The organism is Pseudomonas fontis (assembly GCF_028656955.1).
Taxonomy (GTDB): Bacteria; Pseudomonadota; Gammaproteobacteria; order Pseudomonadales; family Pseudomonadaceae; genus Aquipseudomonas; species Aquipseudomonas fontis.
The window spans coordinates 20,836-39,054 of sequence record NZ_JAMDGY010000046.1; the positions used below are offsets into that span (position 1 = coordinate 20,836).

At 63.1% G+C, this 18,219-nt stretch carries 18 protein-coding genes and 1 pseudogene; 10 read left to right on the forward strand and 9 right to left on the reverse strand.

The window, feature by feature from the left end; all coding sequences use genetic code 11:
• The first annotated feature begins 29 nt into the window (after positions 1-29).
• The 5 genes from pabB to M5G11_RS15815 all read left to right on the forward strand — a co-directional run bounded on the left by pabB (position 30) and on the right by M5G11_RS15815 (position 4,890).
• A complete protein-coding gene (gene pabB, locus M5G11_RS15795; RefSeq protein ID WP_273910247.1) occupies positions 30-1,373 on the forward strand; it encodes an aminodeoxychorismate synthase component I in 1,344 nt (447 codons plus the stop codon).
• A gap of 153 nt (positions 1,374-1,526) precedes the next feature.
• The gene (locus tag M5G11_RS15800; RefSeq protein ID WP_273910227.1) at positions 1,527-2,261 is read left to right on the forward strand and encodes a phosphoadenylyl-sulfate reductase; all 735 of its coding nucleotides are present in this window, start codon (positions 1,527-1,529) and stop codon (positions 2,259-2,261) included.
• Between the two features lie 117 nt (positions 2,262-2,378).
• A complete protein-coding gene (locus M5G11_RS15805) occupies positions 2,379-2,786 on the forward strand; it encodes a GntR family transcriptional regulator (RefSeq protein WP_273910226.1) in 408 nt (135 codons plus the stop codon).
• Positions 2,783-3,655, forward strand: coding sequence for an ABC transporter ATP-binding protein (locus M5G11_RS15810; protein ID WP_273910225.1), 873 nt, complete (start codon positions 2,783-2,785; stop codon positions 3,653-3,655). Before M5G11_RS15805 ends, M5G11_RS15810 begins: the two co-directional genes overlap by 4 nt.
• An 8-nt stretch (positions 3,656-3,663) precedes the next feature.
• Entirely contained in the window at positions 3,664-4,890 is a 1,227-nt protein-coding gene (locus M5G11_RS15815) for a hypothetical protein (RefSeq protein WP_273910224.1), read from the forward strand.
• A 59-nt stretch (positions 4,891-4,949) separates the two neighbouring features.
• Here M5G11_RS15815 and cysB read toward each other — a convergent pair whose 3' ends face one another.
• The 4 genes from cysB to M5G11_RS15835 all read right to left on the reverse strand — a co-directional run bounded on the left by cysB (position 4,950) and on the right by M5G11_RS15835 (position 8,583).
• Positions 4,950-5,924: an HTH-type transcriptional regulator CysB gene (cysB, locus tag M5G11_RS15820; RefSeq protein ID WP_273910223.1), complete on the reverse strand. Its 975-nt coding sequence runs from the start codon at positions 5,922-5,924 to the stop codon at positions 4,950-4,952.
• A 110-nt stretch (positions 5,925-6,034) separates the two neighbouring features.
• Entirely contained in the window at positions 6,035-6,544 is a 510-nt protein-coding gene (locus M5G11_RS15825) for a universal stress protein (RefSeq protein ID WP_273910222.1), read from the reverse strand.
• An 86-nt stretch (positions 6,545-6,630) separates the two neighbouring features.
• Positions 6,631-7,545, reverse strand: coding sequence for a 5'-nucleotidase (locus M5G11_RS15830; RefSeq protein ID WP_273910221.1), 915 nt, complete (start codon positions 7,543-7,545; stop codon positions 6,631-6,633).
• Between the two features lie 93 nt (positions 7,546-7,638).
• Positions 7,639-8,583, reverse strand: a complete 945-nt coding sequence (locus M5G11_RS15835; protein WP_273910220.1) for a putative 2-dehydropantoate 2-reductase — start codon at positions 8,581-8,583, stop codon at positions 7,639-7,641.
• Positions 8,584-8,695: 112 nt separating this feature from the next.
• Between M5G11_RS15835 and M5G11_RS15840 the strand changes: the two genes are divergently transcribed.
• Together M5G11_RS15840 and M5G11_RS15845 are read left to right on the forward strand one after the other, a co-directional pair.
• The gene (locus tag M5G11_RS15840; RefSeq protein ID WP_273910219.1) at positions 8,696-9,127 is read left to right on the forward strand and encodes a PilZ domain-containing protein; all 432 of its coding nucleotides are present in this window, start codon (positions 8,696-8,698) and stop codon (positions 9,125-9,127) included.
• A 150-nt stretch (positions 9,128-9,277) separates the two neighbouring features.
• Positions 9,278-10,354 carry a 3-deoxy-7-phosphoheptulonate synthase gene (locus M5G11_RS15845; protein WP_273910218.1) on the forward strand — a complete coding sequence of 359 codons (1,077 nt, stop codon included), beginning with the start codon at positions 9,278-9,280 and terminating at the stop codon, positions 10,352-10,354.
• Between the two features lie 56 nt (positions 10,355-10,410).
• On the opposite strand, the gene M5G11_RS15850 is transcribed toward M5G11_RS15845, so the two are convergent.
• Complete coding sequence (locus M5G11_RS15850; protein WP_273910217.1) at positions 10,411-10,692, reverse strand: GNAT family N-acetyltransferase; 282 nt, start codon at positions 10,690-10,692, stop codon at positions 10,411-10,413.
• 509 nt (positions 10,693-11,201) lie between these two features.
• Between M5G11_RS15850 and M5G11_RS15855 the strand changes: the two genes are divergently transcribed.
• Positions 11,202-11,453 carry an Lpp/OprI family alanine-zipper lipoprotein gene (locus tag M5G11_RS15855; protein ID WP_273910216.1) on the forward strand — a complete coding sequence of 84 codons (252 nt, stop codon included), beginning with the start codon at positions 11,202-11,204 and terminating at the stop codon, positions 11,451-11,453.
• A gap of 128 nt (positions 11,454-11,581) precedes the next feature.
• Here the strand turns inward: M5G11_RS15855 and M5G11_RS15860 are convergent, their stop codons facing one another.
• The 3 genes from M5G11_RS15860 to M5G11_RS15870 all read right to left on the reverse strand — a co-directional run bounded on the left by M5G11_RS15860 (position 11,582) and on the right by M5G11_RS15870 (position 13,627).
• Positions 11,582-12,553, reverse strand: coding sequence for a L,D-transpeptidase family protein (locus M5G11_RS15860; protein ID WP_273910215.1), 972 nt, complete (start codon positions 12,551-12,553; stop codon positions 11,582-11,584).
• Between the two features lie 130 nt (positions 12,554-12,683).
• Positions 12,684-12,965: a hypothetical protein gene (locus M5G11_RS15865; protein WP_273910214.1), complete on the reverse strand. Its 282-nt coding sequence runs from the start codon at positions 12,963-12,965 to the stop codon at positions 12,684-12,686.
• Between the two features lie 56 nt (positions 12,966-13,021).
• Positions 13,022-13,627, reverse strand: a complete 606-nt coding sequence (locus M5G11_RS15870; protein ID WP_273910213.1) for an arylesterase — start codon at positions 13,625-13,627, stop codon at positions 13,022-13,024.
• A gap of 10 nt (positions 13,628-13,637) precedes the next feature.
• Between M5G11_RS15870 and M5G11_RS15875 the strand changes: the two genes are divergently transcribed.
• Together M5G11_RS15875 and M5G11_RS15880 are read left to right on the forward strand one after the other, a co-directional pair.
• Positions 13,638-14,321: an ABC transporter ATP-binding protein gene (locus tag M5G11_RS15875; protein WP_273910212.1), complete on the forward strand. Its 684-nt coding sequence runs from the start codon at positions 13,638-13,640 to the stop codon at positions 14,319-14,321.
• Positions 14,321-16,828 carry an ABC transporter permease gene (locus tag M5G11_RS15880; protein WP_273910211.1) on the forward strand — a complete coding sequence of 836 codons (2,508 nt, stop codon included), beginning with the start codon at positions 14,321-14,323 and terminating at the stop codon, positions 16,826-16,828. Before M5G11_RS15875 ends, M5G11_RS15880 begins: the two co-directional genes overlap by 1 nt.
• Positions 16,829-16,834: 6 nt before the next feature.
• On the opposite strand, the pseudogene M5G11_RS15885 reads toward M5G11_RS15880, so the two are convergent.
• A pseudogene (locus tag M5G11_RS15885) lies at positions 16,835-17,170 on the reverse strand (GreA/GreB family elongation factor); the annotation flags it as partial.
• Between the last annotated feature and the right edge of the window lie 1,049 nt (positions 17,171-18,219).

Here is an 18,219-nt window from a genome sequence, read left to right on the forward strand (position 1 = left end):
CTCCCCCGCCTCGACAGCTGTTCATGCGAATGCCGACCTGCACGCTCCACCCCCTGCCCTACCATGCCAACCCGGCGCATTACTTCGCCCGCGTGCGCCTTGCGCCTGGTGCGGTGCTGCTCGACAGCGCCCGCCCCGACGCCGAGCGCGGTCGCTATGACCTGTTCAGTGCCTGGCCGCTGCGTACGCTGGCACCGCACGCAGACGAGGACGGTCACGTTTACCTGCAACGCCTGCGTGAAAGCCTCGCCGACCTGGGTGAAGCGCAACTGCCGCAGGGCGTGCAACTGCCCTTCGCTGGCGGCCTGATCGGTTACCTGAGCTACGACTTTGGCCGACGCCTGGAGCAACTGCCGGTGCATGCCCGCGATGACCTGGGCCTGGGCGATGCCAGCCTGGGGCTGTATGCCTGGGCGCTGGTCAGCGATCATCTGCTGCAAACCAGCCAGTTGGTGTTCCATCCGCAGTTGGCAGAGGCAGAGCGTGAACGCTTGATCGCGCTGTTTGCCGCGCCGGCCTCGCTCGACGGCGGGCCGTTCCAACTCAAGGCGCCGATGCGTGGCGATATCAGTGCCGAGCAGTATCACCAGGCGTTTGTTCGGGTTCAGCAGTACATCCAGGCGGGTGACTGCTACCAGATCAACCTGACCCAGCGTTTCCGCGCGCCGTGCCAGGGTGACCCGTGGACGGCCTATCAGGCGCTACGCGCAGCCTGCCCGACACCGTTTTCCGGGTTCCAGTTGCTGGCCGACGGCAGTGCGCTGCTGAGCTTCTCACCAGAACGGTTCGTACAGGTCAGCGAGGGCCAGGTAGAGACTCGCCCGATCAAGGGCACTCGCCCGCGCAGCGCCGACCCTGTCGAAGATGCCGCCAATGGCCGGGAGCTGCTGGCCAGCGCCAAGGACCGGGCGGAGAACCTGATGATCGTCGACTTGCTGCGCAACGATCTGGGGCGCACCTGCGAGATTGGCTCGGTGAAGGTGCCGGAGCTGTTCAGCCTGGAGAGCTACCCGAACGTACACCATATGGTCAGCAGCGTGACTGGGCGCCTGGCGGCGGACAAGGATGCGCTGGACCTGATTGCCGGCAGCTTCCCGGGTGGCTCGATCACCGGGGCGCCGAAGATCCGTGCAATGCAGATCATCGATGAGCTGGAACCGAGTCGTCGCGCGCTGTATTGCGGGTCGCTGCTGTATGTGGACGTGCGCGGCGAGATGGACAGCTCGATTGCCATCCGCAGCTTGCTGGTCAAGGACGGGCAAGTCAGCTGCTGGGGCGGCGGCGCGGTGGTCGCGGACTCGGACTGGCAAGCGGAGTACCAGGAGTCGATTACCAAGGTGAAGGTGCTGCTCGAGACCCTGGAACAACTCTAAAGCCATCGCGGGGCCAGCCCGCTCCCACAGACCGTGGGAGTGGGCTGGCCCCGCGATGGCGGTGCACAATGCAACCCGTCTACCCCGGCATTTTTTGGTAACATCTGCTTCATTACGAGCGCCAAGCGCCACTCAATGATCGGAAGCCGCCTGATGAGCCAACCCTTCGACGTCGCCGCCCTCGCCGCGACTTACGCCAACAAGTCCCCGCAAGACATCCTCAAGCTCGCCTTCGAGCACTTCGGCGATGACCTGTGGATCTCCTTCAGCGGCGCCGAAGACGTGGTGCTGGTGGACATGGCCTGGAAACTCAACAAGCAGGTCAAGGTCTTCAGCCTCGACACCGGCCGCCTGCACCCGGAAACCTATCGCTTCATCGACCAGGTCCGCGAGCAGTACAACCTGCCCATCGAAATCCTTTCCCCCGACCGCGACAAGCTCGACCCCTTCGTCAAGGAAAAGGGCCTGTTCAGCTTCTACAAGGACGGCCACGGCGAATGCTGCGGCGTGCGCAAGATCGAACCGCTGCGCCGCAAGCTGAGCACCGTCAGCGCCTGGGCCACCGGCCAACGCCGCGACCAGAGCCCAGGCACCCGCAGCCAGGTCGCCGCCCTGGAAATCGACAGCGCCTTCTCCACCGCAGAGCGCACCCTGTACAAGTTCAACCCGCTGGCGCAGATGAGTAGCGAAGAAGTCTGGGGCTATATCCGCATGCTCGAACTGCCCTACAACAGCCTGCACGAACGCGGCTTCATCAGCATCGGCTGCGAACCCTGCACCCGCCCGGTACTGCCCAACCAGCACGAGCGCGAAGGCCGCTGGTGGTGGGAAGAGTCCACGCAAAAAGAATGCGGCCTGCACGCCGGCAACCTGATCGCCAAGCGCTGATCGCCCGCCACTCGAAAAACCGGCCTCGGCCGGTTTTTTTGTGCCCGGCGTTTCTCGTAACGCCTTGAAATAACTGCCCGGTTCTCTCCGCCCACGTGTATCACTAGACTAATACACATGGACGCCATGACCCTGCATATCGAACCCGCCGCCGCCGACCCGATCTACCGCCAGATCGTTGGCCAGATCAGCCGCCTGATCACCGCCGGCCAATGCCCGCCGGGCACCCGCCTGCCCTCGGTGCGCGAGGTGGCGGCAGCCCACGCGATCAACCCGATGACCGTTTCCAAGGCCTACAACCTGTTGGAAGCCCAAGGCCTGCTCGAGCGCCAGCCTGGCAAAGGCATGCGGGTGGCCTCGCGTAGCGTCGACGACAACCCGCTTGCAGCCCGCCTGCACGCCCTGCAACCCGCCCTGCTGGAACTGGCTCGCCAGGCCCGGCAACTGGACCTGGAGGCCGATCAGGTGATCGACGCCCTCCTCCCCCTTATCAACGAAGCACCGTCTCAGGAAGAAACGCATTGAGTAGCCCATCGCCCTTGGCAGCGCTGCACGCAATTACCATGGATCACCAGGAGCACCGCGCACTGGATGGCGTTTCGCTGTCCCTGCAACCGGGCATGGTGCTGGGCCTGGTCGGACGCAATGGTGCCGGCAAAAGTACCTTGATCGAATGCCTGCTCGGTTTGCGCATCCCGGATCAGGGCCAGGCCATGCTGTTCGGCAAGCCGGCGACGCAACTGGACGACAGCGACAAAGCCGCGCTGGGTTATGTTCCGCAAAACCCGGAAGCACTCGCCTGGATGAAGCTGGGCAGCATGCTCGGCCTGATGGCCGAGCTTTACCCCAGCTGGGACGCGGCACTGGTCGAGCGCCTGCTGCAGCGTTGGGAGCTGAACCCCAAGCTTGACCTGCTCAAACTCTCCCCCGGGCAACGCCAGCAGGTGGCGATCATCCGCGCCCTGGCGCCGCGCCCGCGCCTGCTGGTACTGGACGAGCCTGCCGCTGCGCTCGACCCGTTGGCGCGCCGCGAACTGATGCGCGAAATCGTCGAGCTGGCCGGTGAATACGGTACTACCGTGCTGTTCTCGACCCACATCATGTCGGACCTTGAGCGCGTGGCCTCGCATATCGCCCTGCTGCATCAAGGGCGTATTCAACTGCTGGCAAACCTGGATGAACTCAAGGACGACCTGCGCCGGGTCGTGTGGCCACAGCAGGTCACGTTGCCCAGCGAACCCTTGCCGGGCGAGTTCGCGCGCAAGCAATTGGCGGATGGCAGCTGGAACCTGGTGCTGCGCCATGATGCTGCGTCCAGCGCCTTCAAATTACCCGAGCAAGCGCGTGTACACAGCCTGGGCCTTGAAGACCTGTTCGTGGAGCTGGCGGCATGATCCCGGCCATGAGCAAAGCTGCGCTGCCGGGGATCTTCCCCGATAGAGCGGCGACGATACGCGGCCTCCTGCTGTTCATCGGCGCGATTGCCGTCGGCGTCGGCCTTCAGCGTTTCCACCTTGCAATCGGCTACTGGAGCATCGTACCGCTGTGCTGGTGGGCGGTGCTGGGCAACGGTTTGCTGCGCGCCATCTGGGACAGGTCGTCACTGCGCTTGCCCGGCACCCAGCGTGCCCTGAGCCAGGGCATCCTGCTGCATCTGCTGCTGAGTATCGGTGTGCCCTTGCTGGCGCTGAGCCTGACCCGCCCCGACGGCGCTACAGCGCTCACCCAGGTGGGCGCCTTGTGGCTCGGCTCGACCTTCGGCCTGCTGTTTTTCAGCTCCCCGATACTGTTTTCACTCGTGCCTTCCACCGTGTTGGCGCTGAGCATCAAAGCTGGGCATATCGCCAACCCGGCCTATTGCGCACTTTTGGGTGGCCTGGCACTGCTGGGGACGGCCGGGCTCTGGTACCGGCATCTCAAGCACCCGCTTGCACCCCAGGGGTTGCCCCTGGGCGTGTACCTGAGCATCTCGAAAACCGACAGCTACCCCCGCCTGGAAAAACTGCTGGACAGCTGCGCGCCCGATTGGCTGACACGCAGTTTTCAGGCACCCGCGCGCAGTAGCCAGGACCGCGTGGCGAGCGTGCTGGGGCCTCTGCACCAGACCTTTCGCCAACAGATGGGGCGCACCGGGCAATACCTGACCTATCTGGTGGTTGCCGGGCTGTTCGGGGCAGCACTCTGGGAGCAACTGCACACACCAAACACGCCTTCGCTGCTCAACTATCCCGTGGCCTCTCTCGCCCTGGTAGTCCTGGCCCTGGCCCCACCAGTGTTGGTTGCCCGCTTGCATACAACGGCGCGCAGCACCTTGGCCGAACTGCTGCTGACACCCGGCATGCCCCAGCGCAGCCAGATGGCGCACAGCATCATGCACCTGTACCTCGTGGCAACCACAGAGCGACTGGTGCTGAGCAGCCTGCTGCTGCTCAACTGGATCACCTCCAGCCGCGACCTCGGCCCCGAGCTAATAGTCGCCATCCTGGGGTTTTATGGCCTGCTGTTGGCGGTGGGGGCCTGGCTGGTCTGGCGGGCGTGGCACGGCAGGCATTCACGCTGGCTGCACGGCGCATGCTGCCTGGGGCTTTTCGCCTTCGGCCTGGGCGGCTGCATCCTGCTGCTGAACTGATCGAGAGGCACAAAAAAACCGGCGCAAGGCCGGTTTTTTTCAAGCGTGGTAACTGACGATCAATGCACCGGCAATTCAACGCCATCGAACAGGTCTTCAAGCTCCTGCTTGTTGTGGCACTGGATGGCCTTGGCCATCACTTCGCGGGTCAGGTGCGGGGCAAACTTCTCGATGAAGTCGCACATGAAGCCACGCAGGAAGGTGCCACGGCGGAAGCCGATCTTGGTGATGCTCGACTCGAACAGCTCGCTGGCATCCAGCACCACCAGGTCCGAATCAAGTTTCGGATCGACAGCCATCTTGGCCACGATGCCCACGCCCAGGCCCAGGCGCACATAGGTCTTGATCACGTCGGCGTCGGCGGCGGTGAACACCACTTTCGGCGTCAGGCCACGGTGGCTGAAGGCTTCGTCCAGCTTGGAACGCCCGGTGAAACCGAACACGTAGGTGACAATCGGGTACTCGGCGAGCACTTCCAGCGTCAGTTTCGGCAGCTTGGTCAGCGGGTGGCCTTGCGGCACTACCACGCAGCGGTTCCAGCGGTAGCACGGCATCATCACCAGGTCGCCGAACAGCTCCAGCGCCTCGGTGGCGATGGCGAAATCAACGGTGCCGTCAGCGGCCATCTCGGCGATCTGCATGGGCGAGCCCTGATGCATGTGCAGCGCCACTTCCGGGTACTGCTTGATGAACGAGCTGATCACCGGCGGCAAGGCATAGCGCGCCTGGGTGTGGGTGGTGGCGATGGACAGCGTGCCTTTCTTCTCGTTGGAGAATTCCTGGGCGATCTGCTTGATGCTCTCGACCTTGCGCAGGATCTCACCGGCGGTGGTGATGATCCGCTCACCTGCAGGTGTCACCCGGGTCAGGTGCTTGCCGCTGCGGGCAAACACTTCCACGCCCAGCTCGTCTTCCAACAGGCGAATCTGCTTGCTGATCCCCGGCTGGGAGGTATACAAGCTTTGCGCTGTCGCGGAAACGTTGAGGTCGTGGTGCGCCACTTCCCAGATGTAGCGCAATTGTTGAAGCTTCATAGGTATCCCTCAAATCAGCTGGGCGTCACCGACAACAGCGACGAGTTATAACTATATTAGTGGTTTGAAGAATAAATCTAGAACTATTTCTCCAGCATTATTCCTTCCACCTACACGGCCGTGTCCGCCCTCCTACGCCCAAGGTGCTGCGCCAAGGGCACCATGTACACCGGCACCGGTGACAACTGCAGAATTCGCACGGCAGTGCGCCCCAGCGGAATCTCCGCGCCAGCCCCTTGGCTGTGGCTGCCGACGATCAGCAGGTCGACACTCAGGCGCTGCGCCTGCTCCAGAATCACTTGTGCCGGGTCGCCCTGGCGCACCCGCACGGCCTTGATCAGGGCCAGGTCTTCCTGCTCGCCCAATTCGTCACGAAAGTTTTCCAGCACCCGTTGTTCGATGTTGGCCATGACGGTATTCACGCCCTGGCTGTGCAATTGGTCGAGGGTCTGTTCATCAAGGTAGCTCTGCAACAGCGATTCAGCGAACTGCCCCATCGGCTCGACGGCGTGGATCACGTAGAGCTCGGCGCAAAAGGTGCGCGCCAGCGCCAGGGCGTGTTGCATGACATAAGGCGAGTACACACCGAGGTCCGTGGCACACAACATCGAACGGATCATTTGACCTCCTCGACTGCCGATACGGCAGAGCAAGCTTCAGCTTAGCAGCGTCAAACCGGCGCGCAGAGCCGTCCGGCGCCCGCTGCTCAGGCCTGGTCGGAGGTGCGTTCGTTGCTGATGCCATGTGGCACATGGCCGGTCGCGACCACGCCGCGAGCGCGCTCGCAGTGGCCGGTCTGGTCGTCGAAGAACACGTCGGCGGCGAAGGCTTCGAGGAACGCCGATTTGTCCAGGCCGCCAAGGAACAGCGATTCGTCCAGACGGATATCCCATTCGCGCAAGGTGCGGATTACCCGCTCATGGGCTGGGGCCGAACGAGCCGTGACCAAGGCCGTGCGGATCGGGCAGGCACCGGCCGGGAACTCGTTCTGCAGTACGTTCAGGGCCGCGAGAAATGCCTTGAACGGGCCGCCGCGCAAAGGCTCGCGCGCCGATTCGCGTTCACTGGCCTGGAAGGCTTCCAGGCCGCCCAACTGGTACACCCGCTCGGATTCGTCGGAGAACACCACCGCGTCGCCATCGAAGGCGATGCGCAGCTCGGTGCTGGCGGCGCGGCGGGCGCCGCCGGACAGAATCGTCGCAGCGGCGAAACCGGCCTCGAGGGCACTGCGCACGTCTTCAGCGTCGGTGGAGAGAAACAGGTGGCAGCCGAAGGCGGCAAGATAAGGGTAAGGGCTGCGGCCGCCGACGAAGGCAGCGCGGGAAATGCCCAGGCCGTAGTGCTCGATGGAGTTGAACACGCGCAGGCCGGTGTCGGCGCTGTTGCGTGAGACCAGCACCACTTCGACACGCGGTTGGCCGAGGCTGGCGTTCAAGCCCAGGAGCTTTTCCACCAGGGGGAAGGCGTCGCCGGGTTCGAGGTGTTCGTCTTCGTGCTCGATCTGGTATTGGCGGTAGCTCTCCACGCCGTGATCCAGGTAGACGCGGTGGCTTTCGCTGAGGTCGAACAGCGCTCGCGAAGAGATCGCCACTACCAGTTTGTCGCCCAGGCCTTTGCTCATGTGTGCTCCTTGGTGGCCTCATCGCGGGACCAGCCCGCTCCCACAGGGCATGTGTGGGCCCTTGTGGGAACGGGTTGGTGCCGCGATGCTTTATTAGTGTCGATCAATGAAACCCAGCGCCTGGTGCAGCGCCTCCATCCTCGGCAATACGCACCCCGCTTCCCGCGCCCGAGACAGGGGCGCGGCATAGATCGCCTCCAGCTCCAGTGGCCGACGCTCGGTAAAGTCGTGGTACATGCTCGGCCAGTAGTCCGGCATCTTCTCGGTGATCGCAAACAGGTGCTCGGCATACCCCACCGGCAATTCATGCCCGCAGGCCCGCGCGCCCTCCACCACCTCAGCCATCAACGCCTGGATCAATGCGCGGCTGTCGATATCCTTCATCAATGGCGTGGTACTCGCCTTGAGCAACACCGACAAGCCGTTGTAGGGCACGTTCCACACCAGCTTCTGCCAGCGCGCCTGCTCCAGGTTGGGCATGGCCTGGGACTCGATCTGCGCAGCGCGGAACAACCCGGCCCCCTGCTCGGCAATTTCCTGACGCGCTACCGCAGTCTGTGCCGGACCACTGTGATACCCCAGGTTCAGCGCCCCCAGCGCCTGGTGACGCACCACCCCAGGTGCCATGCGATTGACGCAAATGAAGCACAAGCCGCCCAACAGGTGCAGGCTCGGCGGCAGCAATGGGCGCAATTGCTCCTCCACCCCAAGCCCGTTCTGCAACAGCACCACCTTGGCACCCGGCGCTGCAGCCTGGCGGATCAACGGCGCCAGGGCTGCGTTGCTGGTGGTCTTGGCCCCCACCAGCAGCCAATCGCAGGCTGGCATGTCTGCTGCATCGGCATAGGCCTGTACCGGCTTGAGCGTCAAGGCACCGTGCACGGCACTGTCCACCTGCAAGCCATTGTCACGCACCGTGGCGAACTCGCTACGCAGCAGGAAATGCACGTCGAACCCGGCCCTGGCCAGCATCACGCCATAGAAGCCGCCGATGGCCCCGGTCCCGATAATGCCGATGCGCACAGTCGCCTTGTCCATCAGTGCCTCCAATTGATTAATTTTTGACCAGCTTTTGACACGCAAATCAACGGCTTTACATTCCTTCACTATACTCAGGCGTACAAGGTCAAATAACCGACACGGAGTCAACATGCGTGGTTTTCTGCCTCACCCTGACGATGTGCCGGTCGAATTGACCCTGCGCCCGTCACCCAGCCTGTTCCGCCAGCGGCTTCACACTATCAGCCTGGGCGGCGTGGCCTGCAACCATCCGCGTGCCTACCGGCGTGGCATGGCGGTGGAAATGGTCATCCCCTCCCTCGGCGAGCAGGCGCGCTACCCCGGCTACGTCGCCTGGTGCCAGCGCCAGCAGGATGGTTACCGGGTCGGCATCGTGTTCATCGACGAGCAGGCGCTGTTCGGCGCGCGCATGGGTGAGCAGGTCTGCCAGATCCAGCATTTCTGCCAGCAGCAAGGCATCGATGGCGACCAGCCAGATGCCCTCGAAGCCCTCGCCCAGCAATGGGTAACCCTGCATGCCAGCGAGTTTTCCGAGGCCAGCCTCGAAAAAGCCCCGTCATAGGCCGGTAAAGCGCAGGAAAGCGGGCCCTGCCCATTGTCGAGCCACGGTGTAACGCGCTAAGGTTCGGCTCCCCGTTGCGTACAATCATGCTGCTGCTCCGCCGCACGGGGATCGCTGGCGGCCGGCATCCGTGACCTGACGAGTAACACGATGGCTGATTTACCGATCGACGACCTTAACGTTGCCTCCAACGACACCCTGATCACCCCCGATCAGCTCAAGAAAGAAATCCCGCTCAGCGCCACCGCGCTGAAGACCGTAACGGCGGGCCGCGAAGTGGTGCGCAATATCCTCGACGGCAAGGATCACCGCCTGTTCGTCGTGGTTGGCCCCTGCTCGATCCACGACATCAAGGCGGCCCACGAATACGCCGAGCGCCTCAAGGTGCTGGCGGCGGAAGTCTCCGACACCCTGTACCTGGTCATGCGCGTGTACTTTGAAAAGCCGCGCACCACGGTCGGCTGGAAAGGCCTGATCAACGACCCGTACCTGGATGACTCGTTCAAGATCCAGGACGGCCTGCACATTGGTCGCCAGCTGTTGCTGGACCTGGCCGAAAAAGGCCTGCCCACCGCCACCGAAGCGCTTGACCCGATCTCCCCGCAGTACCTGCAGGACCTGATCAGCTGGTCGGCAATTGGCGCGCGTACCACCGAATCGCAAACCCACCGCGAGATGGCCTCCGGCCTGTCTTCGGCGGTCGGTTTCAAGAACGGCACCGACGGTGGCCTGACCGTGGCGATCAACGCCTTGCAGTCGGTCTCCAGCCCGCACCGGTTCCTGGGCATCAACCAGGAAGGCGGCGTGTCCATCGTCACCACCAAGGGCAATGCCTATGGCCACGTGGTGCTGCGCGGCGGCAACGGCAAGCCGAACTATGACTCGGTCAGCGTCGCCCTGTGCGAGCAGGCGCTGAACAAGGCCAAGATCAAGCCGAACATCATGGTCGATTGCAGCCACGCCAACTCCAACAAGGACCCGGCCCTGCAACCGCTGGTGATGGAGAACGTCGCCAACCAGATCCTCGAAGGCAACGAGTCGATCATCGGCCTGATGGTCGAGAGCCACCTGAACTGGGGCTGCCAGGCCATCCCGAAAAACCTCGACGAGCTGCAATACGGCGTTTCGGTGACCGATGCCTGCATCGACTGGGAAGCCACCGAGAAAACCCTGCGCAGCATGCACGCCAAACTCAAGGACGTGCTGCCCAAGCGCAACCGCGGCTAAACGCTGGACACAAAAACGCCGGGCATTGCCCGGCGTTTTTGTGTGTACGAATAGTGTCAGGCTTTGGAAGAATGCTTCTGCTGCCGCTCCATGTAGCGCTCGACATAGGAGCATGACGGGATCACGGTGTAACCCATGTCCTTGGCATAGGCCAGGGCCTTTTCAGTCAGCGCCGCCGCGATGCCTCGGCCACGCAATGCGTTTGGCACGAAGGTGCGGTAGATATCCAGGGTCTGCTTGCCCAGGTCCATGTAGGTCAGGTACGCACGATGACCGTCCACATTGGTCTCGAACTGATGACCGGCCTGGTCATGGTGGATGGTCAACGCCTCGCTCATCACTACTCCTCGCGGGTCTTCTATAAGACCCCTACCTTACCGATGTTTATCCGGCGAAGGAACCTCAACGCCACCCCGTGCCCTTTGGACAGCGAGAAGAGACTGGTCGTTCTCAGGCAACCGAGCACCTACAAATAGTAGGCGCCCAGGGGCGGGATGCTCAAGCCACTTGATCGTAAAAAATTCACGGACCTGTAAGCTCGCGTCGGTAACCCGGCGCCCGATGCAGAACACTAGCCGGATCATGTAGTGCTATGACGAAGGCGGACATTTAAAGTCACCTGTAGTTCAACAAAAAAACAGTGGCAGGTGAATGTCTTACAGTACGTAAGCCAATCGCTGAACGCTTTTTATACAGCGAACGTGCGGTCGGTCTCAGACGTGTAAATTTTTCGCGTTCTTGCGCTCGGTCAGTTTACTTACTACAAGTAATGGGTACTATGTACACCGGCCAGTTTCTCTTTTCCGAGAGATGGCTATTTTATAGAAAGTCCTTGAAGGGGAACACGATGAACAACGCTCTGAAATTTTCTGCTCTGGCCCTGGCCGCAGTTCTGGCTACCGGTTGCAGCAGCGTCTCGAAAGAAACCGAAGCTCGCCTGACCGCTACTGAAGACGCAGCAGCTCGTGCACAAGCTCGTGCTGATGAAGCCTACCGTAAGGCTGATGACGCTCTGGCCGCTGCTCAAAAAGCTCAGCAAACTGCTGACGAAGCTAACGAGCGCGCTCTGCGTATGCTGGACAAAGCTAGCCGCAAGTAATAATCCCTCGGGATTGTTATCTAAGCCGCCCCACTTGTGGGGCGGCTTTTTTATTGCCCACTGTTTAGTAGTCGCTCGCAAAAACGACAAGGCCCGCCAAAAGACGGGCCCTGCTTTAGCAATGCAAGTTACTGATTTTCTAGCGGCATACCCGAAACGACTGGCGCCTGGGCCGTCAGTGGCACTGCAATTTCCACCGGAATACCATCTTCAGCGGCAACCACGTCACGGACCATGTCCCAGTTCATGCGCAAGTTGTTGGCCAGGTCTTCGCGCTTGAGCAAGGCGTTGATCACTGCCGTGTGCTTGTCCACTACCGACGGGTCGCCCTTGTCGTCCAGCGGGGTGTGCGCTTCGAGGTACACCTTGCCAGCACTTACACCGAACTTGTAGGGCTCGTTGATAATCCGCACCGATACCCCCACCGGGGCCATCTTCGACAGTTGCAGCACGTTGTTGTTGAGCATGCGGAAACAGCCGTGGCTGGTGCGCATGCCGATGCCGAATTTCTTGTTGGAACCGTGGATCAAGTAACCCGGTACGCCCAGGGTGAACTTGAACGGCCCCAGCGGGTTGTCCGGGCCAGCCGGCACCACGTTGGGCAACGGGTCGCCGTCGGCGGCGTGCTCAGCCTTGATCGAGGCCGGTGGCGTCCAGGTCGGGTTGGGCGTCTTGGCGATCACGCGGGTGTTGGCGATTGGCGAACCCCAGCCCTCGCGACCGATACCCAGCGGGAAGGTGTACACCTTGTTCTCGCCTTTGGGGTAGTAGTACAGGCGGTATTCGGCAAGGTTGATCACGATGCCCTCGCGCGGGCCCGGCGGCAGGATGAAGCGCGTCGGCAGGATGATCTCGGTGCCCGCGCCCGGCAACCAGGCATCGACACCCGGGTTGGCCGCAACCAACTCCAGGTAGCCCAGGTCGTTGGCGGTGCCGATGTCGGCAAAGGTGTCCTCGTACTTGGCCTTGATCACCTGGACCTGGCCAATGACGTCCTCACCGGGTGGCGGCAGGGGGAACTCCAGTGCGGCAACAGGGCCAGCCACCAGCAAGGCGGCCAGGGAGAGGCAACGGGTGACGGCGGGGAAGCGCGGCAACATCCGGGAAATCCTTCGCTAAATTCAACAGGGGCAAGATGGCGATTGTACACCGCCCCCCGCGCAACCGGGAGGCATCAGATTACAGAAGGTTGCAGAAGGCGGGCCAACGACAAAAGAACGAGACGAACGGCTAGAGTTGCGGCCATATCGGGCGGGTGCCGCGACGCTGGGCATCAAGGATGGCCTTGCACAGCGTGCACAGGCGGCGGTCGCGGTAGATCGTGCGGGGCACGCCGGACCAGCGCGGTTGCGCAGGCAGCAGGGTGCCGCACAGGGTACGGTCGGCGGAGCCGCCAAGTTCGAGCTGACGGGCGATCAGGTGAACGCGGATCTCCTGGCAGGCGAACAGGTCAAGCTGCTCGTCGGGCTCGATCAATTGATAGGCATACAGGGACCAGGCAGGACGCGGCATCGGGGGCTCCAAATCGGGGGCGCCACATTAGCCGAAAGCCGGTCACTATAAAAGCGTCAAAGCAGCGGTTTTATGGCTGGCCAGGCATTTTCCAGCAAACGTGCCTGGGCACCCTGGGTCGGGTGGATGCCATCGGCCTGGGTCAGCTCAGGCACGCCCCCTACCCCTTCGAGGAAAAACGGCACCAACGGCACCTGTTTTTCGCTGGCTAGGTCGGCATACACCTTGGCAAAGGCATCGGTGTAGCGCTTGCCATAATTGGGCGGCAGGCGCATGCCCAGCAGCAGCACCTTGGCCCCGGCCTGGCGCGAGCTGTCGATCATCGAGGCAAGATTTTGTTGCAATTGCGCGGGCAGCTGCCCACGCAGGCCATCGTTGCCCCCCAGTTCAAGCACCACCAGCTCCGGCTTGTGCGCTGCAAGCAGCGCCGGCAGCCGCGCCTGGCCCCCTGCACTGGTGTCGCCGCTGATCGAGGCATTGACCACCTTGGCGGTGATTCCCTGTGCCTTGAGGCGCTGTTCCAGCAGGGCAACCCAGCCTTGACGGGTATCCAGGCCAAAAGCGGCGCTGATACTATCCCCGACAATCAGCACCGTACCTGCAGTTGCGCCCTGGGCCATGCACAATAAGGCCAGGCCAACACTCAATAACCACACTCGCATCGGATTCTCCATGGGCCCCAGTATTCTCACTGCGCGCAACCTTAGCAAAGTGGTCCCGAGCGCGGAAGGCGACCTGACCATCCTGCACCCACTCTCCCTTGAATTGAAACAAGGCGACAGCCTGGCCATCGTCGGCGCCTCCGGCTCGGGCAAGTCCACCCTGCTCGGCCTGCTGGCCGGGCTGGACCTGCCCAGTGGCGGCGCAGTTACCCTGGCCGGGCACGACCTCAGCACACTCGACGAAGACCAGCGCGCCCGCGTGCGCGCCGAGCATGTCGGCTTCGTGTTCCAGTCGTTCCAACTGCTCGACAGCCTCAATGCCCTGGAGAACGTCATGCTGCCGCTGGAGCTGGACGGTCGCCGTGACGCCCGCGAGCATGCCCGCAGCCTGCTCGAGCGGGTCGGCCTGGGCCAGCGCCTGAGCCACTCGCCGCGCCAGCTGTCCGGTGGCGAGCAACAGCGCGTGGCCATCGCCCGCGCCTTTGCGGCGGAGCCTGCGGTGCTGTTTGCCGATGAACCCACTGGCAACCTCGACAGCCACACCGGTGAGCGCATCAGCGACCTGCTGTTCGAGCTGAACCAGGAACGCGGCACTACCCTGGTGCTGGTGACCCACGACGAACGCCTGGCACATCGCTGCCGGCGCCTGATCCGCCTGGACGCCGGCCACCTGGTCAGCCCCCTGGAGCCCTGATGGCACACCTGTCGTTCCTGCGCCTGCTGTCCCTGGCTGCGCGCCAGCTGTTGCGCGATGCCCGCGCCGGCGAGCTGCGCGTACTGTTCTTCGCCCTGCTGGTGGCCGTGGCCGCCAGCACTGCCATTGGCTACTTCGGTGCGCGCCTGAACGGCGCCATGCTGATGCGTGCCACCGAGTTCCTTGGCGCCGACCTGGTGCTGCAAGGCAGCGCCCCGGCCACACCTGAACAGGTCGACAGCGGCCTCAAGCAGAACCTGCAGCATGCGCGAGTGGTGGAGTTCTCCAGCGTCATTGCCACCGACAACGGCATCCAGCTGTCCAGCATCAAGGCAGCCGACAACAACTACCCACTGCGTGGCGAACTGAAAAGCGCCCCCGAACCCTACGGCCTGGAAACCCCCGGCGGCGGGCCGGCGCCCGGTGAAGCCTGGGTCGAACCGCGCCTGCTGGCCGCGCTGGACCTGAAAATCGGCGACAGCATCGACGTCGGCATGCAAACCCTGCGCATGAGCCGGGTGCTGACCTACGAGCCCGACCGTGCCGGCAACTTCTACAGCCTGACACCGCGCGTGCTGATCAACTTCGCCGACCTGGAGGCCACCGGTGTCGTGCAGCCTGGCAGCCGGGTCAGCTACCGCGACTTGTGGCGCGGCGAGCCTGACGCCCTGGCCAGCTATCGCGCCACGGTCAAGCCGCTGCTCGCCGCCAACCAGCGCCTGCAAGACTCGCGCGACGGCAACCAGCAGATCGGCGGCGCACTGGGCAAGGCCGAGCGCTACCTGAACATGGCCAGCCTGGTCGCCGTGCTGCTGGCGGGCGTGGCTGTCGCGCTGTCCGCCAGCCGCTTCGCCTTGCGCCGCTTTGATGCCAGCGCCCTGCTGCGTTGCCTGGGCTTGTCGCGGCGCCAGGCGCTTACCTTGTTCTGCCTGCAACTGGCGATGCTCGGTGGCCTGGCGGCACTGTCCGGTGCGCTGCTGGGCTGGCTGACTCAGCTTGGGTTGTTCAAGCTGCTCGAAGGTTTGCTGCCCACCGCCGTGCCTCCGGGCGGGATCGCCCCCGCACTGGCGGGTGTAGCCACAGGGCTGGTCGCCCTCGCCGGCTTCGCCCTGCCACCGCTGGCCGCGCTGGGGCGAGTGCCACCGCTACGCGTGCTGCGCCGCGACCTGTTGCCGGTGCCGCCGAGCAGTTGGCTGGTGTATGGCGCTGCATTGCTGGCACTGGGCCTGATCATGTGGCGCCTGAGCCTCGACCTGCTGCTCACCTTTGCCCTGCTGGGTGGCGGGCTGGTCGCGGCCATTGTGCTGGGCGGCCTGCTGTTGCTCGGCCTGCGCAGCTTGCGCCGGCTGCTGGCCGGGGCGCCGCTGGCCTGGCGCCTGGGCCTGGGGCAACTGCTGCGCCACCCGCTGGCGGCTGCGGGCCAGTCGTTGGCGTTCGGCTTGATCCTGCTGGCCATGGCCTTGATCGCCCTGCTGCGCGGCGAACTGCTCGACACCTGGCAGAACCAGTTGCCCAAGGACGCACCCAACTATTTTGCGCTGAACATCCTGCCCGACGACAAAGCCAACTTTGCCCAGCGCCTGGACGAATTCTCCGCCCTCGCCGCCCCGCTGTACCCGGTCATCCCGGGGCGTCTCACGCACATCAACGATGAGCCGGTAAACCAGATCGTCAGCAAGGAGTCCACCGGCGATCGCGCCGTGCAGCGTGACCTGAGCCTGACCTGGGCGGCCGAATTGCCCCAGGGCAACAACCTGAGTGCCGGCCAATGGTGGCAGGCCACGCCGGCGGCCGATGCCTTGCCGGGGGTTTCGGTGGAAACCAAGCTGGCCGAAAGCCTCAAGCTCAAGCTGGGCGACCGCTTGAACTTCAGCATCGGAGGCCTGGAGCGCCAGGTGCAGGTCACCAGCCTGCGCACGGTGAACTGGGACAGCTTCCAGCCGAACTTCTACATGATCTTCCAGCCCGGCACCCTGCAGGACCTGCCGACCACCTACCTCACCAGCTTCTACCTGGCGCCCGGGCACGACCAGCAGGTGGTGGCGCTGTCACGGGCCTTCCCGGCCGTGACCATCCTGCAAGTGGACGCATTGCTGGAGCAACTGCGCAGCATTCTGGCCCAGGTCACCCTGGCGGTTGAGTACGTGCTGCTGTTTGTTCTGGCAGCCGGGCTTGCAGTGTTGTTTGCCGGTTTGCAGGCGACCCTGGACGAGCGTATCCGCCAGGGCGCGTTGCTGCGCGCCCTCGGTGCGGGGCGCGCCTTGCTGGTCAAGGCGCGACGCATCGAGTTCGGTTTGCTGGGGGCTGCCAGCGGCCTGCTGGCAGCATTGGGCACCGAGTTGGTGACCTGGGTGCTGTACCGCTATGCCTTCGACCTGCAATGGAGCCCGCACCCAAGCTTGCTGCTGTTGCCGCTGATTGGCGCGGTACTGATTGGTGGCGCCGGCGTGTTCGGTACACGCCGGGCGTTGAATGCCAGCCCGCTGACCGTGCTGCGTGAAGGCTGAAGCGCCTCAGGGCGCTTCGTAGCGGATGCTGTTCACGTACCACAGCACCTCGCCGGTCGGCGTGGTGACCATGGCTTCGTCGCCCTCTTCTTTTTTGAGCAGGGCGCGCGCCATGGGTGAGTCGATGGAGATGTAGTCGTTGCGACCGTAGATCTCGTCATAGCCAACGATGCGGAATGTGCGCAGCTCGCCATGCTCACTCTCGGCCTCGACCCAGGCGCCGAAGAACACCTTGCCCTCCTGCTCGGGCGCATAGTCCACCACCTTGACGTCTTCCAGGCGCTTGCGCAGGTAGCGCACGCGCCGGTCGATTTCTCGCAGCAGCTTCTTGTTGTACTGGTATTATCACCCCAACCTCAGAACTACTATTTCCCCTCCGATGGACAGAATCCTCCGTAGCCGGACACCCAATCCCTTCTCAGAAAGCCAGCCCCCTTGAACAACCCTGGGCTGATGACTCCCCCGACCTGAAAGCTCCGCAAGAAAACACCTACCACCACGGCGCGGTGCGCGACCACAGAAAGAGTCGCCTGGGAGCGCGGTTCCACGCTCATGCCATACGCTCGATCACTCTGATAAAACATGATTCGCCATGAATGTCATTTTTCTGACGGCATGCCACGAGCGCCAAAGACTCACACCCCTACCTAAGCAACCCTCAGAAAAGCACCTCCAGACGCGCCACACCACCAGCATCCCATCGCCTCGCCCTTTTTGGAAATCTCTTCCATCCACCGGTGGACAGCGCCCAGCCATAGCGCAACCTCTTTATATATAGAAGCACTTGTGGGTCAGGTGCGGTGACCGGATTGCATTCTCGAAGATGACGCGAACGCTTGCTCCTCCAAAGCTTTACCAGAGATAGGTGAACATCAGCGATCGACCGAGCAGCACTTCCACACTGGACGTACCCAGCACCTGCCGAATCCATCAAAGCAGCCTGAGACAGCTTCACCCCGCCCGCAATTCTGGTGCATCAGAGAGGTCGCAGAGCAAGACCTATTAAGCCCACCTCTGCAGCAGCAGGCGAACACCCATTCAGCAGCTTCGTTCACCCCAAAAAGCCGCTGAGTCACTCAAGAAGCGGTACCTCAGAAAACCACCCGGAAAGTTATAGGCATAAGCCGGCAGCTCAATCGCAGCCGACACCTGACAGACCTCGAGATTGCATCAGTGACCATCCCTGCCCCCGTAGGCCACGGCATGACGCGCGCCTAGATGAGCCACCGCACAGTTGAGCAGGCGTAAGAGAGGCACCCCGCTCTAAATGACCCCAAGCCAGCCTTACACCCCTTAATACCAAACCAGACGAGACTGACTCAGATCCGAGAGCAGAGGCTAAAGAGAGCGAGTGATCGAGGCGAGCTAGGCGCATAGGGTGCGGGTGCGGG